At 69.5% G+C, this 14699-nt stretch carries 11 protein-coding genes; 2 read left to right on the forward strand and 9 right to left on the reverse strand.

Annotated elements, in window-relative coordinates:
- Nucleotides 1-66: 66 nt before the first annotated feature.
- From ULB03_RS03575 to pgi, 3 genes are all read right to left on the reverse strand, one after another.
- Nucleotides 67-732 carry a glutathione S-transferase family protein gene (locus ULB03_RS03575; RefSeq protein WP_322481917.1) on the reverse strand — a complete coding sequence of 222 codons (666 nt, stop codon included), beginning with the start codon at nucleotides 730-732 and terminating at the stop codon, nucleotides 67-69.
- Nucleotides 733-859: 127 nt separating this feature from the next.
- Nucleotides 860-2830 (reverse strand): DNA mismatch repair endonuclease MutL, encoded by a 1971-nt coding sequence (gene mutL, locus ULB03_RS03580; RefSeq protein ID WP_322481918.1) that lies wholly within the window; start codon nucleotides 2828-2830, stop codon nucleotides 860-862.
- Nucleotides 2831-2925: 95 nt separating this feature from the next.
- Nucleotides 2926-4593 carry a glucose-6-phosphate isomerase gene (pgi, locus tag ULB03_RS03585; RefSeq protein WP_322481919.1) on the reverse strand — a complete coding sequence of 556 codons (1668 nt, stop codon included), beginning with the start codon at nucleotides 4591-4593 and terminating at the stop codon, nucleotides 2926-2928.
- Between the two features lie 306 nt (nucleotides 4594-4899).
- On the opposite strand from pgi, the gene ULB03_RS03590 reads away from it, so the two are divergent.
- Entirely contained in the window at nucleotides 4900-5931 is a 1032-nt protein-coding gene (locus tag ULB03_RS03590) for a GIN domain-containing protein (protein WP_322481920.1), read from the forward strand.
- Between the two features lie 14 nt (nucleotides 5932-5945).
- On the opposite strand, the gene ULB03_RS03595 is transcribed toward ULB03_RS03590, so the two are convergent.
- The 6 genes from ULB03_RS03595 to ULB03_RS03620 all read right to left on the reverse strand — a co-directional run bounded on the left by ULB03_RS03595 (nucleotide 5946) and on the right by ULB03_RS03620 (nucleotide 13384).
- The gene (locus ULB03_RS03595) at nucleotides 5946-6542 is read right to left on the reverse strand and encodes a hypothetical protein (RefSeq protein WP_322481921.1); all 597 of its coding nucleotides are present in this window, start codon (nucleotides 6540-6542) and stop codon (nucleotides 5946-5948) included.
- A 252-nt stretch (nucleotides 6543-6794) separates the two neighbouring features.
- A complete protein-coding gene (locus ULB03_RS03600) occupies nucleotides 6795-7298 on the reverse strand; it encodes a DUF3035 domain-containing protein (protein ID WP_322481922.1) in 504 nt (167 codons plus the stop codon).
- Between the two features lie 169 nt (nucleotides 7299-7467).
- A complete protein-coding gene (gene lspA, locus ULB03_RS03605; RefSeq protein WP_322481923.1) occupies nucleotides 7468-7965 on the reverse strand; it encodes a signal peptidase II in 498 nt (165 codons plus the stop codon).
- Nucleotides 7962-10841, reverse strand: a complete 2880-nt coding sequence (ileS, locus tag ULB03_RS03610) for an isoleucine--tRNA ligase (protein WP_322481924.1) — start codon at nucleotides 10839-10841, stop codon at nucleotides 7962-7964. Before ileS ends, lspA begins: the two co-directional genes overlap by 4 nt.
- A 273-nt stretch (nucleotides 10842-11114) precedes the next feature.
- Nucleotides 11115-12065 (reverse strand): bifunctional riboflavin kinase/FAD synthetase, encoded by a 951-nt coding sequence (locus tag ULB03_RS03615; protein WP_322481925.1) that lies wholly within the window; start codon nucleotides 12063-12065, stop codon nucleotides 11115-11117.
- 116 nt (nucleotides 12066-12181) lie between these two features.
- Entirely contained in the window at nucleotides 12182-13384 is a 1203-nt protein-coding gene (locus tag ULB03_RS03620; RefSeq protein WP_322481926.1) for an MFS transporter, read from the reverse strand.
- A gap of 290 nt (nucleotides 13385-13674) precedes the next feature.
- Here ULB03_RS03620 and ULB03_RS03625 point away from each other — a divergent pair, with 290 nt between their 5' ends.
- Nucleotides 13675-14616 (forward strand): alpha/beta hydrolase, encoded by a 942-nt coding sequence (locus ULB03_RS03625; protein ID WP_322481927.1) that lies wholly within the window; start codon nucleotides 13675-13677, stop codon nucleotides 14614-14616.
- The last annotated feature ends 83 nt before the right edge of the window (nucleotides 14617-14699 follow it).

Below are 14699 nucleotides of genomic sequence, written 5' to 3' on the forward strand. Positions count from 1 at the left end.
GCCCGGAAGGTTCAGCCTTCCGGGCGTTTTTGCTGTGCCCGCCAGGGGGATCGTCGGGGGGCGCCATCAGGGGGGTGCCAGCGGCCCCCCGCGCTCGATGGCACGTTGATGGGCTGGCCGCGCGCGAATCTTCGCCAGGAAGGAGCGGATGTTGGGATAGGCGTCCACCATGCCGGCACGGACCGCGAACGCCTCCAGCGGATAGCTCATCTGGATGTCGGCCGCGGTGAACGCGTCCCCGGCGAACCAGGGGCGCTTCGCCAGTTCCCCCTCCCAATAGTCGGCGTGCAGCGAGAGTTGGGGATCGACCAGCACCCGCTGCGTCGCCGCGGCAATCCCCCGTGCGAGGGGCCGGATGGGAAAGGGCACGCGGCCGGGAAGGTCGCGAAAGATGAGCTTCAACAGCAAGGGCGGCATGGCCGACCCCTCCGCATGATGAAGCCAGTGGGTGAACCTCAGCCCGTCCTCCGAGCCAGCCGGCGGCGCCAGCCGCCCCTCCCCATACCGGGTCAGGATGTACTCGATGATCGCCCCCGATTCGGCGATCACCCGCCCTTCGTCCACGATCACGGGCGCCTTGCCCAAGGGATGAATTGCCCTCAGCGCCGGTGGCGCCCGCAGCGTCCGCGGGTCCCGCTGGTGGACGACGAGCTGGTAGGGCAGCGCCAACTCCTCCAGCAGCCACAGCACCCGGTGGGAGCGCGAGTTGTTGAGATGATGGACGGTGATCATGGGGCATCGATCCTGCGCGGCGGTCCGGCCTTTGGGGCGTCAGTGTTTACACTGTAATCATGGACGCAGATGATTACAACGTAAACATCAGGATATGGCAGGGTCTGCGCGACGCGATGCGCGGCCGTCACCGCCGCCCGAACAGCCGCTCGATGTCCGCCAGCTTCAGCTCCACATAGGTGGGGCGGCCGTGGTTGCACTGGCCGCTGTGGGGCGTGGCCTCCATCTCGCGCAACAGGGCGTCCATCTCGCCCAGCGTCAACACCCGGCCCGCCCGGACGGAGCCGTGACAGGCCATGGAGGAGCACACCTCCTCCAGCCGCTCCTTCAGCGCGTGCTGGTCGCCCAGCTCCGCCAGCTCATCGGCGATGTCGGTGACCAGGGCCTTGATGTCGGCCTTGGCGCCCAGCAGCGCCGGGATCTCCCGCACCACTACGGCCCCGGTGCCGAAGGATTCCAGGCACAGACCCAGCTCCGCCAGTTCGTCGGAGCGTTCGGCCAGGCGGCTGGCCGCAGCCTCCTCCAGCTCCACCACCTCGGGGATCAGCAGCATCTGCCGCTTCACGCCCTGGGCCACCATGGACTGCTTGATGCGCTCATAGACCAGGCGCTCATGCGCCGCGTGCTGGTCGACGATGACCATGCCGTCGCGGGTCTGGGCGACGATGTAGGTCTGGTGGATCTGGGCGCGGGCGATGCCCAGGGGGAAATCGGGCACATCGCCGGCCGGCGTCCGCGCCATCGCCGCGACGGCCGTCGCCAACCCTGGCGAGAACGGGCCGGGGGCCGCATCCGCATAGGCGGGCGCCTCCGCCAAGACGGCGGGGGCGGACGCTTCCCCGCTTGCTCCTTCTCCCCCGGGCCCTTCCCCCCTGGGCCCCTCCCAGGCCGCCACCGGCGCCTGGAAGGCGCGCGCGGCCTCGACCTGGCCCGCCGTCGGCCGGGTGATGCCGGGCCAGGTGCCGCCGCCGGCATGGGGCTGCGGCTGCCATTGGAAGGCGGTCTGGGGGATGGGTTTGGCCCCCTCGGGCCGCAGGCTGGCCAGGGCCGCCTGGCCCACGGTGGTGGAGGCGCGGTGGCCGGCGCCAGCCAGGGCGTGCTTCAGCGCGCCCACGATCAGGCCGCGCACCAGACCCTGGTCGCGGAAGCGCACCTCGGTCTTGGCGGGATGGACGTTAACGTCCACATCCTCGCACGGGATGTCCAGGAACAGGGCCAGCAGGGGATGGCGGTCGCGGGCCAGGAAGTCGGCATAGGCGCCGCGCACGGCGCCCAGCAGCAGCTTGTCGCGCACCGGCCGGCCGTTCACGAACAGGTATTGGCCGGCGGCCGTGTTCTTGTTCAGGGTGGGCAGGCCGATATGGCCGTACAGCCGCACGCCCTCGCGCCTTGCGTCAATGGGCAAGGCGTTCTCCTGGAACTCCCGCCCCATGATGGCGCCCAGGCGGGCCAGCAGCGGATCCTCGCCCCCCAAAACACCCGACGGCAGCGTGCCGGTCTGGGCCGGCAGGCGCAGGGGCGTGCGCCCCTCGTCCGCCACGGTGAAGGCGACCTCGGGATGGGCCATGGCCAGGCGTTGCACCACGTCGACAGCGTGGTCCGTCTCCGTCCGCGTGGTCTTCAGGAACTTCAGGCGCGCCGGGGTGGCGTAGAACAGGTCGCGCACCTCGATGCGGGTGCCCACCGGGTAGGCCGCCGGCACTGGGTGGCCCTTGGCCCCGCCCTCCACCGTCAGGGCCCAGGCGCTGTCGCTGCCCGGCTGGCGGCTGGTGATGGTCAGGCGGCTGACGGCGCCGATGGAGGGCAGCGCCTCCCCCCGGAAGCCCAGGGTGTGGATGTTCAGCAGGTCGTCGCCCGGCAGCTTGGAGGTGGCGTGGCGCTCCACCGCCAGCGACAGCTCCTCCGCCGCCATGCCGCCGCCGTCATCCACCACCTGGATCAGCGCCTTGCCGCCATCGCGCAGGGTGACGTCGATACGCCGCGCGCCGGCGTCCAGCGCGTTCTCCACCAGCTCCTTCACGGCGGCGGCGGGACGCTCCACCACCTCGCCGGCGGCGATGCGGTTGACCAGGGTTTCAGGCAGAAGACGGATGGGCATGATGGCGTCAGTCTAGCGGGCGGAGACACCGACGCAAAGCGCCACGGGAAAGCCGGGCACCCCGCAGGGGCATGCCCAGCCTTCCCGTGCGGCGGTCAGCGCAGGCCCTCGCGCACCACGCGGATGAGGCCGGCGGTGGAGCAGTCATGGCCCCGGCGCGACCCGCCCTCCAGCTCCGGCAGGATGGCCTTGGCCAACTGCTTGCCCAGCTCCACGCCCCACTGGTCGAAGGAGTTCAGGTTCCACAGGATGCCCTGCACGAAGATCTTGTGCTCATAAAGCGCGATCAGCATGCCCAGGGTGTGCGGGTCCAGCTTCTGGAATAGCAGGGTGTTGGTTGGGCGGTTGCCGGTGAACACCTTGTGCGGCACCAGGGCCTCCAGCTCCTCGCCATCCAGGCCCTGGGCGGCCAACTCGGCCCGCGCCTCATCCTCGGTCTTGCCCAGCAGCAGGGCCTCGGTCTGGGCCAGGAAGTTGGCCAGCAGCAGGGTGTGGTGACGGCCCACCGGGTTATGCGTCTCGATGGGCGCCAGGAAATCCGCCGGGATCAGCGGCGTGCCCTGGTGGATCAGCTGGTAGAAGGCGTGCTGGCCGTTGGTGCCGGGCTCGCCGAACAGCACCGGGCCGGTGGCGTAGTCCACCGGGCGGCCGTCGCGGTCGACACCCTTGCCGTTGCTCTCCATGTCCGCCTGCTGCAGGTAGGCCGGCAGGCGGGCCAGATACTGGTCATAGGGCAGCACGGCGTAGGACTGGGCGTCCCAGAAATTCACGTACCACAGGCCGATCAGGCCCATCAGCACGGGCATGTTGGCGTCCAGCGGGGCGGTGCGGAAATGCTCGTCCATCGCGTGGGCGCCGGCCAGCAGCTCGGCGAAGCGGTCGGGGCCGATCATCAGCAGGATGGGCAGGCCGATGGCCGACCACAGGCTGTAGCGGCCGCCCACCCAATCCCAGAAGCCGAACATGTTGTCGGTGTCGATGCCGAAGGCCGCCACCTCCTTGGCGTTGGTCGACACGGCCACGAAGTGCTTGGCCACCGCGTCCGCCGGCGCCCCCTGGGCCAGCAGCCAATCGCGCGCCGTGTGGGCGTTGGCCAGCGTCTCCTGCGTGGTGAAGGTCTTGGAGGCGATGATGAACAGCGTCGTCTCGGCATCCACCTTCTTCAGCACCTCGGCGATATGGGTGCCATCGACGTTGGAGACGAAATGGGCCTGCAGATGCGGGTGGTGATAGGGGGTCAGCGCCTGGGTCACCATGACGGGGCCCAGGTCGGAACCGCCGATGCCGATGTTGACGATGTCGGTGATGGGCTGCCCGGTCCAGCCGCGCCACGCCCCATCGCGCACGGCGGTGGCGAAGGCACCCATGCGGTCCAGCACGGCGTGCACGTCGGGCACCACATTGCGGCCATCGACCAGCACCGTGGCGCCCTTGGGCTGGCGCAGCGCGGTGTGCAGCACGGCGCGGCCTTCCGTCAGGTTGATGGCGGCACCGGCGAACATGGCCTCGCGCCAGCCTTCCAGGTCGCGGGCGCGGGCGAAGTCCAGCAGCAGGGGCAGGGTCTCGTCCGTCAGCCGGTTCTTGGAATAGTCCAGCAGCAGGGTGCCCAGCTTCAGGGAGTATTTGTCGAAGCGTTCCGGGTCGGCGGCGAACAGGTCGCGCATGTGCACGCCGTCCAGCGCCTGGCGATGCCGGGCCAGCGCCGCCCAAGCCGGGGACTGAACCAGGGGCGTGTCCGGGGTGGGGGTCTGCGTGGCTGACATCGTTCTCTCCTGACCTGTGGCCAGGGGCATCCGGATCCCATTATCCCGCCCCTGGAAAGCCCCAGGGGTTTAGCACGGTTGCCGGGGGTTAAGCAGCGGTTCGGAGGGAAATTTCATCCGTTTGACGCGATTTTGTCCCCGTTTTTGACGTTAACGGGCGGGCGCGGCGGCGCAGGTCCGAGCGAATGGGGCCACTTGGCACAAACCGGCGGCCCGGATCGGTTCCATCGCCCCCTGGGCCCTTGATCGCCGCCGCCGCGGGGCGACAATGGGGATAATGCCGCAACCTTGGACGAGTGCGCCGCCATGTCCCGTCTTCATCATATCGCCCTCGCCTTGCCCCTCTCGGTGGCGACACTCACCGCCGCCGGTGCCTGGGCGGGGGAACACAGCTGGACGCTGCAAGGGCAAACCCTGCGGATCACCACCCCCTGCGCCCGCGCGGTGGACATCACCGCGTCATCCGGCGCGCAGGACGTGCGCATCCGGGCCACGGCGGATGACCCCAAGGAACTGGACCAGCTGACGGCCAGCGGCGGCCAGACGGCCCAGTTGGGCATCAGCGGTCGCCGCTGCTACCGCGAGGGGGAGGATTGGGCGCGCTGGCAGCCGACGTTGCGCATCGCCATCACCGTGCCCGTCGGCATCCCGCTGGAGGTGCAGGAGGGCGGGTCCACCGACTACCAGGCCAATGGCGGCTTCGGCGCCCTGGGGCTGACGCTGGACGGCTCGGGTGATTTCAAGGTCGACCGGGTGACGGGCGGCGCCCAGCTGCGCATCCATGGGTCGGGCGACACCCAGGTCGACCGCCTGGAGGGCGCGCTGACGGTGCGCGTGTCCGGTTCGGGCAATGTCGGCGTCATCCAGATGGCCGGCCCCTCCACCGACCTGGAAAGCAGCGGCAGCGGCACCATCACCATCGGCGGGGGTGGCGGCGGCATCACCCAGGCCAAGCTCAGCGGATCGGGCAACGTCGTCCTGCCGGCGGTGCAGGACCTGCGCCTGAGCATCGACGGCTCGGGCGACCTGACGGCGGCGAAGGTGCAAGGGGCCCTGTCGGCCCATCTCGGCGGGTCAGGCACCCTGACCATCCACGCCGTGTCGGCCCCCACCGCCCAACTGAAGCAGTCAGGCAACGGCGACATCACCATCGACGGTGGGGAGATCGGTACCCTGTCGTCCGCCATCAGCGGCAGCGGCGACCAGGTGCTGCACGTCAAGGTCACCGATGCCACCCTGTCGCTGAGTGGCAGCGGTGATGTCACGATCGACCAGGTGACCGGCCGGCTGGACCAGGCGCACAGCGGCAGCGGCGACGTCCACGTGGGCGGACGCTGACCCGCTGGGGTTGATCAGCGCGCCTGGCGACGGGCGGGCCGCACCATCGCCCGGGACCGGGGCAGGCGCACCGCCTCCGCCTTGGCCACCGGAACATCGTCATCCACGGCGAACAGGCCGCCCTGGTCCACCGCCACCGGCACGGGGGCCGGTGCGGACGCGGCGGCGGGCAGGACACTCAGGGACAGGCCGATGGCATCGCCCAGGGCCGCCATTTCCTTTGGCAGGCCGTTAGAGGCCTTGGTGGCCTTGGCGGGCAAGGTGGGACTGACATCCTGGGGCAGGATGGCGTCATCGCCCAGGGCGCGATACTCCCGCACCAGTTCCTGCAGGGTGGACCACACGGAACGGATTTCCCCCTCCAGCACGGCGCGGCGGCGGTGGAGGGCGGCAGGATCTGCCTTGATGGCGGCAAGAATTGCCGAGATGGGAAGGCCGTCGAGGCTGTCGGCACCCGCGCTGGGGCGGGCGGCCCGGCGGCGATCGCCCAAGCCGTTGGGCAGCGGATTGTCCTGCAAGGCCACGGCCGCCGGGGGTTCCGGGGCGGTCCGACCCGCCAGGGGGCCGGCCTGGAAGAAACGCGCCTTGAAATCGTCAAACGTGAACGTCATCGGAAGCCCCCGGAGCCTGCATCACTGTCAGGACTCCAACAGCAACCCGCATGCCAGCGGGCGGGGCGTCAGGGGCGGCTGGAAAAGTGTGCCCACGCCAGGCGCGACCGACTCGCCGATAACAGGACATGAACCAGGGCTTGCAAACCGCAACGCATGAAGCAAGGTCTTGCCCGCCCACTACCCCACCAACGACAAAAGGCCCGGCGGGAGGGCATCCCGTCCGGGCCTTTCTTCGCAGTGGGCAAACCGTCAGTGGGCGCCGGCGGAGCTGCTGTCGCGCTGCACCGTCGGGGCGTTCGCCGACGGCTTGTCGTCACCCTTCCAAAACATCAGGCTGTCCAGGAAACCACGGTCGCCGACCACGGTGCCCGGCCATTCCTTGTCGATGATCTTGCGGATCTGCGGGTCGGCCTGGTCGCCGCCGGCCTTGGCCACGAGGGCGGCCTCGCCCTTGCTCTGGTTGGCGGTGGCGGAGGCCACGGCCGTCGCCTCGGTGGTGGCGGCGCCGAAGACGGTGCTGGTGGCCCGCGTCTCCTTAACGATCTCCTGCGGGCGCGGGCTGCCCGGCTGCGGCGGACGCAGGTTGAAATCGGGCGGCACCTCCAGGGGCGCGCGCGCCAGCACCCGGAACTCGTCCGGCGTCGGCCGCGACCCGCCGAACAGGTAGTCCAGGCTGTCACACCCCGTCAGGGCTGCCAAACCGGCCGCCGCGAGCATCAGCCGCGCGCTAAACACCTTAGAATTCTCGCCCATATCCTCGTCCGTCGAATGTAGGCCCCGGACCCCGGGACCCCGTGAACCTGACCCTAACCCACTTCGGGAACCCACCTGCGGAGAACCCCACCGTTCCCCAACCGGCGTCACCCAATGGGCGTTACCCCACTGGCGTTACCCTGCCGGCATTCCCCATGCCGGCGACACCCTACCGCGTCGCGGGCCTGACGAACAGCCCATCCACGACCAGCACCAGCATCCCGACCACGATGCCGCTGTCGGCGACGTTGAATGCCGGCCAATGCCATGCCGCGATGTGGAAGTCCAGAAAATCAACGACGGCGCCCAGGCGCAGCCGGTCGATCACGTTCCCCAACGCCCCGCCGATCACCATGCCGGCGCAGACCGCCTCGACCAGGCGGGCCGCGCGCCGCATCCACACCGCCATGGCGGCGGTGATGACCAGGGCTAACACGATCAACATGACGGTGCCCGTCGCGCCGCCCTGATTAAACAGGCCGAAGCTGACGCCGTGGTTCCAGACCAGCACCAGGTTGAAGAAGGGCAGCAGGGTGACGCCGTCGCCCGCCTCGGCGAAGCGGCTCAGGATGGCGGCCTTGCTGGCCTGGTCGGCGGCCAGGACCAGGGCCGCCGCCACCAGGCCAGGAACGCCGAAACGCCCCAGAACACGGGCCAGCATGCTCATGCGTGGGAACCTTCGGCAGGACCAACGGCGTCATCGCAGCGATGGCACAATTGCTCCGTCCCCTCCGCCGCCGCCGGCACCTCCGGCAGGATGCGCCAGCAGCGCTCGCACTTCTCGCCCTCGGCGGCGCCGAACACCACGCCCACGCCGGCCACGTCGGCCAGGGCGAAGGCGCCTTCCGGCGCGGGCTCCAGGGTCACGGTGATGCCGGAGGTGATGCTGATCTCCGCCAGATCCAGGCCGGCCAGGGCCGCCTGATGCTCCGGCTGCACATGCACCGTGGGGTGTGCCTGCAGGGAGGAGCCGATGGTCTTGTCGGCGCGCTTCAGTTCCAGAGCGCCGGTGACCACGCGGCGCAGGTCACGCACCACCGCCCAGCGGGCGGCCAGGGCGTCGTCACGCCAGCCGGCCGGAATGTCCGGGAACTGGCGCAGATGCACGCTTTCCGGCAGCGCGGCGCGGCGGGCGTCGTCACCCTCGGCGCGGAAGGCCAGCCAAGCTTCCTCGGTGGTGAAGCACAGGATGGGGGCCAGCCAGGCGGTCAACGTGAGGAACAGCTGCTCCAGCACCGTGCGCACGGCGCGGCGGCGGTCGCTGGTCGGCGCGTCGCAGTACAGGCTGTCCTTGCGGACGTCGAAGTAGAAGGCCGACAGGTCCACCGCGCAGAAGTTATGCAGCTCGGTGATCAGGCGGTGCAGGTCGTATTCCTTGGTGGACTGGCGCACGATGCCGTCCATCTCCGCCAGGCGGTGCAGCACCCAGCGCTCCAGGTCCGGCATGGCCGCCGGCGCCACCCGCTCCGCCTCCGTGAAGTCCGCCAGGGCGCCCAGCAGATAGCGCAGGGTGTTGCGCAGGCGGCGATAGAGGTCGGCGTTGCTCTTCAGGATCTCCTTGCCGACCTTCAGGTCCTCCGAATAGTCGGAGCCCACGACCCACAGGCGCAGGATGTCGGCGCCGTATTCCTCCATCACCTGCTGCGGCGCCACCACGTTGCCCAGGGACTTGGACATCTTGCGGCCCTGCTCGTCCAGGGCGAAGCCGTGGGTCAGCACCGCCTTGAAGGGCGCGCGGCCCCGGGTGCCGCAGCTTTCCAGCAGCGAGGAATGGAACCAGCCGCGATGCTGGTCCGACCCTTCCAGGTAGAGGTCGGCGGGTGACGACAGGTCGTTGCGCCGTTCCAGCACGAAGGCGTGGGTAGAGCCCGATTCGAACCAGACGTCGACGATGTCGAACACCTGGTCGTAATCGGCGGGGTCATAGTCCGGGCCCAGGAAGTCGGCGGCGGGCCGGCTGTACCAGGCGTCCGCCCCCTCGGTCTCGAAGAAGCTGGCGATGCGGTTCAGCACGCCCTCGTCCTTCAGGGGCTGGCCGTCCGTCTTGGACAGGAACAGGGCGATGGGCACGCCCCAGGCGCGCTGCCGGCTGATGCACCAGTCCGGGCGGCTTTCCACCATGGAATAGATGCGGTTGCGGCCCTGCGGCGGCACCCACTGCGTCTCATCGATGGCCGCCAGCGCCCGCGTCCGCAGGTCGTTGGTGTCCATGGAGATGAACCACTGCGGCGTGGTGCGGAAGATCAGCGGCGCCTTGGAACGCCAGCTGTGCGGGTAGCTGTGCTTCAGGTTGCCCTTGGCCAGCAGCGCCCCTTGCGCGATCAGGGTGCTGATGGACTTGCCGTTGGCGTCGCCGGGCTTGCCCTCCGGCGTGTAGACGCGGGCGCCGGCGAACAGCGGCACGTGGGCGTAGTAGCTGCCGTCCGCGTCCACGGTCTGCGGCACCTCCAGCCCGAACTTGCGGCCAAGGTCGAAGTCCTCCGCGCCATGGCCGGGGGCGGTGTGGACGAAGCCGGTACCGGCGTCGGACGTGACATGGTCGCCCGGCAGCAGCGGCACGGCGTAGTCATAGCCGCCGTTGGCCTCCGGATGGCCGCGGAAGGGATGGGCCAGGATGGCGCCGTTGAGGTCGGCGGCGGTGACGTCGGCGCCCTTCTCAAACGTCGCCTTGGCCGACGTCGCCACCCCCTCGGCCAGGGACTGGGCCAGGATGAGCCGCTCACCCACCTTGGCGAGCGAGCCTTCCTGGGCCTCCGTCACGGTGTAGACGGCATAGGCGATGTCCTCGCCATAGGCCACGGCGCGGTTGCCCGGCATGGTCCAGGGTGTGGTGGTCCAGATGACGACCGAGGCGCCGGCCAGCACGGGCGTGGGCGCCGTCACCACGGGGAATCGCACCCAGATCATGGGCGAGGTCACGTCCTGGTACTCGACCTCCGCCTCGGCCAGGGCGGTCTTCTCCACCACCGACCACATCACGGGCTTGGCGCCCTTGTACAGGCCGCCGTTCAGCAGGAACTTGTGGATCTCGCGCACGATGGCGGATTCGGCGTCGTACGCCATGGTCAGGTAGGGGTTCTGCCAGTCGCCCTCGACACCCAGGCGGCGGAACTCGGTGGCCTGGATGCCCACCCACTCGGCGGCGAAGTTGCGGCATTCGGCCCGGAACTGCAGGACGGGCACCTCGTCCTTGTCCTTGCCGGCCTTGCGGTACTTCTCCTCGATCTTCCACTCGATGGGCAGGCCGTGGCAGTCCCAGCCAGGGACGTAGACCGCGTTGCGGCCCTGCATCTGCTGGCTGCGGATGACCACGTCCTTCAGGATCTTGTTGACCGCGTGGCCGATGTGGATGTTGCCGTTGGCGTAGGGCGGGCCGTCATGCAGCACGAAGGGCGCGCGGTCCGCGCCATCCTGGCGCAGCTTGCCGTACAGGTCGATGGCCGCCCAATGGGCCAGCAGCTCCGGCTCCTTCTTCGGCAGGCCGCCGCGCATGGGGAAATCGGTGCGCGGCAGGAAAACGGTGTCTTTAAGATCGCGGGTCATGGCGGGTCAGAAATCCGGTGTTCGGATGGCGGCCTTCCCTGGCCCGGGCGCGGAAGCGGGCGTCCCGGGGAAGGCCGGCGGGAATGTCGGCGGTGGCGGTACGCGGATGAACGCGCCCAAATCCCGGCCCCCCTCAGGAGACCGGGTCGATAATTCGCAGGTCCATGACCCTGATCTGGCGCGGTATCAACATGGGGGCGGATGTTAGCAGCCGGCCCCGGCGGGTCAAGCGGCATGGGACGGGGCCGGCCGGCGTCACGGCGATGATCCGGTTCACGGTTTGGGCAGGGCGGCCAGACGGCGGCGCGCCTCATCCGCATCGCTGACAATCTGGTCCTTCAGCGCCTGGAAACTCTCGAACTTCATCTCCGGCCGAATGAAGTCCAGCACCTGGACGCGGACATGCCGGCCGTAGAGGTCGCCGTCGAAATCGAACAGGTGGGCCTCCAGCCGTTCGACCGTGCCGCCCACGGTGGGGCGGCGGCCCAGGTTGGCCACCCCGTCATGCCAGACGGTGGCGGCCCCCTCGTCCACCCCGGCGCGCACGGCATAGACGCCGAACTGGGGGCGCAGGTAATCGTGGATTTCGATGTTGGCGGTGGGGAAGCCGATGGTGCGGCCGCGCTTGTCGCCATGCTCGACCCGGCCCTCGATCTCGAAGGGATGGCCCAGGATGGCGGTCGCCTCCTGCGGGCGGCCTTCCTGCAGATGGCGGCGGGCGGCGGTGGAGGAATAGGGCTCCCCCGCCCCGTTGGCCACCGGCCGCGCCTCGGTCACGCCGAAGCCGTGCTGGCCGCCCAGGGCTCGCAGCAGGTCCATGTCCCCGCCCCGGTTGTGGCCGAACAGGAAGTCGTAGCCCGCCACGACATGATGCACGCCCAAGCCCTGGACCAGCACCTTCTCCACGAACTCCTCCGCCGTCATGCCCGACAGGGCGGCGTCGAAGTGCAGCACCACCAAGGCGTCGACGCCCAGCGCGGCGACCAGGCGCGTCTTGATGCGCAGGGGGGTCAGGCGGAAGGGCGGGTCGTTGGGACGGAAAAAGCTGCGCGGGTGCGGCTCGAACGTCATGACGGCGGCCGGGCGGCCCAGGTCATTGGCCAAGGCCCGGGCTTGGCCAATGACGGCGCGATGCCCCAGATGCACGCCGTCGAAATTGCCCAAAGCCACCACCGCCCCGCGCACGTCGGCGGGCGCATCCTCATAGTGGCGCAGTAGCTTCATGACCGGCGGCTTTTCATGGCTTGGGTGGGCCGTGGAACGGACGGATGTCCGATGCGTCCGGATATAGGCGCTAACGCCCCGCCGTGCAAAGCCCTTCCCACGCATGCACCCTGTCCTCAAGCCGCATGCGCCGGCCCCGCGCCGGCCCTCGGCATGGCGTTCAGGGCGGCGCTGGCGAACAGCAGCGCGGCGGTGACGAAGAACACGGCGCGCATGCCGACATGGCCGCCGATGAAACCGCCGAGCAGCGGCCCGGCCACCTGCCCCGCGAACTGGGCGGAGGTGGAATAGCCCAGGATGGCGCCCGCCACCCGGTCGGGCACGGCATGCCGGATCAGGGTGGTGATGGCCGGCAGCAGGCCGGCCAAGGTCAGCCCCATCAGGAAACGCAGGGCGATCAACTGCCAGGTATGGGTGACGAAGGCCTGGGGGATCATCAGCACGCCGGTGGCGGCCAGGCAGGCGATGACCACGGCGCGCGGCCCCAGCCGGTCCGTCAGCCGCCCCACGCGGGGTGCCGCCAGCATGCTGGCCAGCGCCCCGGCCGCCATGACCAGCCCCGACAGGAAGGCGACATCGCTGCCGGGGGCGGCGATCTGGCCGACATAGACGGTGATGATGGGCTCGATCGACATATTGGCCACCATCAGCATGCAGGCGGTCAGCAGCATGGCGTACACGGGCCGCCGGTCGGGGATCTGGCGCCACGGGCTGCCGGCAAGGCGGGGCCCGGCGACCTTGGCCCGCGGTTCCTCCCGGATCAGGGTGGCGGTGGCGATGAAGGTCAGGAAGATGGCGCCGCCGGCGGCGAAGAAGGTCTGCCGCAGGCCGATGAGTCCCGGCAGGGCGCCGCCGATCAGCGGCCCCGCCAGGCTACCGGCCAGGATGCCCGTCGACAGGACACCCAGGGCCCAGCCGGACCGGGACTTGGGCGTCTGCGTCGCCACCAGCACGATGGAACCGGAGGCATAGCCCCCCAACAGGCCGGCCAGCAGCCGCAACGCCACCAATTGGTAGACGTCCCGCACCAGGCCGGTCAGGGCGATGGCCGCCGCCATGGCGAAACTGGCGCGGATAAGGATGATCTTGCGGCCGTAGCGGTCGGCGAACCGGCCCCACAGGGGGGCCGTGGCGCCAGCGCCGAAGAAGGTGGCACCATAGGCGACACCCGACCATTGCACGATGGCGGCATGCCCGCTCACCCCCAGATGCTCCACGTACAGGGGCAGGAAGGGCAATATCAGGCTGAGGCCCGCGATGGTGGTGAAGGATCCGAACAGGCAGACGTACAGGTTCCGTCGCCAGTGCAGGGATTCCATGATGCCGACCCTCAAGAACAACCATTCGCCCTGAAAACTGGCGCCCCCTTGATGGAACGTCCATCGTTAACCTGGCGGTGGAGGCATGCCGACCCAGGGCATGCCAACTTAGGTGTTTGATGTGAGCGGGCTCATAGCGCCGCGCCGGCAAGCGACCGCAAAATAATAATCGTGTTTGTTGGGGGTGGACCGGCACGCCGAATCGCCCTGACAATGGAAACGACACCGCCGACAGCCAGCCGCGCCAGGATCGCCGCCGTCATGGACACCGCAGTCGAAACACCCGCCGGTTGGACGGACAAGTCGGCCCCCCCGGATGGTCCTGCACCTACCTGGAGCGTCCCGATGGGGCGCGGCTGCGCCTGGGGACGTGGCAGGCTGGCGAGACCAGCGGCCGGCGCGGCACCTGCCTCCTGGTCAATGGCCGTAGCGAGTTCCTGGAAAAATACGCTGAACAGGCCGCCGAATGGGCCGCCCGGGGCTGGCGGGTGGTGTCCTTCGACTGGCGGGGCCAGGGCCTGTCCACGCGCGCCCTGGCCAATCGCCACATGGGGCACATCGACGATTTCGCCACCTACCTGGACGATTTGGATGCGGTGATGGCGGCCTTGTGCCCGCCCACGGGGCCGGTCGTGGCCTTCGCCCACAGCATGGGCGGTCATCTCATGCTGCGCCATGTGTTGGACTGTGACACGGCGATGGAGGTGCCGCGGCTGAAGGCGCTGATCCTCTGCGCCGCCATGCTGCGCGTCAACACCGCCCCCCTGCCCGGCCGCGCGGCGACGCTGATCGCCGAGCTGGCCTGCCGCCAAGGCAAGGCGGAGGCCTACGCCGCCGGCCAGCGCGATTTCGATCCCGATGCCCAACGGTTCGAGGGCAACACCCTGACCAGCGACGCCCGCCGCTTTCAAGTCGCCCTGGACGCCTGCCGCCGCCAGCCGGACCTATGCCTGGGCGGGGTCACCTACGGCTGGCTGTCGGCCGCCTTCCGGTCCATGGATTACCTGGGCCACAGCGACATGTCGGGACTGAACCTGCCCATCCAGATCCTGGCGGCCGGCGCCGACCGCATCGTGCGCTCCCCCGCCCTGCGCGCCCTGGCCCGCCGCCTGCCCAACGCCTGGTTCCATCAGTATCCCGGCGCCCGGCACGAGTTGATGATGGAGACTGACACCATCCGCCGCGCGGTGTGGGAGGATGTCGACCACTTCCTGGAAGAAAACGGGCTGTAGGCTTTTCCGCGTCCCTCAAACGCCGGGCGCCAGCATCCGCTGGCTTGGCTTCCTCGGTTTCCGATCCGCTACGCTCCCCGAAA

Source organism: Nitrospirillum goiasense (assembly GCF_034427435.1).
Taxonomy (GTDB): domain Bacteria; phylum Pseudomonadota; class Alphaproteobacteria; order Azospirillales; family Azospirillaceae; genus Nitrospirillum.

Excerpts from the sequence above, each read along its gene's own strand:
- mutL (WP_322481918.1), bottom strand. The coding sequence starts at position 2,830 with ATGCCCATCCGTCTTCTGCCTGAAACCCTGGTCAACCGCATCGCCGCC.
- lspA (WP_322481923.1), bottom strand. The coding sequence starts at position 7,965 with ATGAGCATGCTGGCCCGTGTTCTGGGGCGTTTCGGCGTTCCTGGCCTG.
- ULB03_RS03590 (WP_322481920.1), top strand. The coding sequence starts at position 4,900 with ATGTCCCGTCTTCATCATATCGCCCTCGCCTTGCCCCTCTCGGTGGCG.
- ULB03_RS03620 (WP_322481926.1), bottom strand. The coding sequence starts at position 13,384 with ATGGAATCCCTGCACTGGCGACGGAACCTGTACGTCTGCCTGTTCGGA.
- ULB03_RS03575 (WP_322481917.1), bottom strand. The coding sequence starts at position 732 with ATGATCACCGTCCATCATCTCAACAACTCGCGCTCCCACCGGGTGCTG.
- pgi (WP_322481919.1), bottom strand. The coding sequence starts at position 4,593 with ATGTCAGCCACGCAGACCCCCACCCCGGACACGCCCCTGGTTCAGTCC.
- ileS (WP_322481924.1), bottom strand. The coding sequence starts at position 10,841 with ATGACCCGCGATCTTAAAGACACCGTTTTCCTGCCGCGCACCGATTTC.
- ULB03_RS03595 (WP_322481921.1), bottom strand. The coding sequence starts at position 6,542 with ATGACGTTCACGTTTGACGATTTCAAGGCGCGTTTCTTCCAGGCCGGC.
- ULB03_RS03600 (WP_322481922.1), bottom strand. The coding sequence starts at position 7,298 with ATGGGCGAGAATTCTAAGGTGTTTAGCGCGCGGCTGATGCTCGCGGCG.
- ULB03_RS03615 (WP_322481925.1), bottom strand. The coding sequence starts at position 12,065 with ATGAAGCTACTGCGCCACTATGAGGATGCGCCCGCCGACGTGCGCGGG.